The organism is Qaidamihabitans albus (genome assembly GCF_016464705.1).
Taxonomy (GTDB): Bacteria; Actinomycetota; Actinomycetes; order Mycobacteriales; family Pseudonocardiaceae; genus Qaidamihabitans; species Qaidamihabitans albus.
In genome coordinates this window covers 1-377 of record NZ_JAEHOB010000060.1, presented here as the reverse complement: position 1 = coordinate 377, position 377 = coordinate 1, and the positions used below count along the sequence as shown (strand labels likewise).

Here is a 377-nt window from a genome sequence, read left to right as displayed (position 1 = left end):
GAGCCGGAGCCGCGGCAGCCGGGGCGCCGGCGCCGTCGCCGCCGCCAACTCAGCCACCTCCGGGCAGCTGACCGCGCAGGCGGTCCAGCCAGCGGTCGAAGGTCAGTCCGTACCGGCCGGGGTCGTAGGTCCACTGCGCCCGCTCGACGCTCGCCGTGACCGCCGCATCGACCTGGGGCGCCCACTCCTGCTGGACGAAGACGTTCTGCCAGTAGCCGTCGCGCATCTGAATCTGGGCGATGTGCGCGTAACCGGTGGTCACCTCGCCGACCCGCATGCCGTAGGCGGCCCGCGGGACGTACGGTCCGTAGGCGGTCACGACGATCACCGTCGGCCTCGCCTCGCGCACCACGTCGGTCGGGTCGGCGCCGTGCGCG

1 pseudogene is annotated in these 377 nt (G+C 74.0%); it reads right to left on the bottom strand.

Annotation, left to right across the window (positions count from 1 at the left end):
- Positions 1 to 49: 49 nt before the first annotated feature.
- Positions 50 to 377: pseudogene (locus JAP66_RS31825) on the bottom strand (hypothetical protein); the annotation flags it as partial.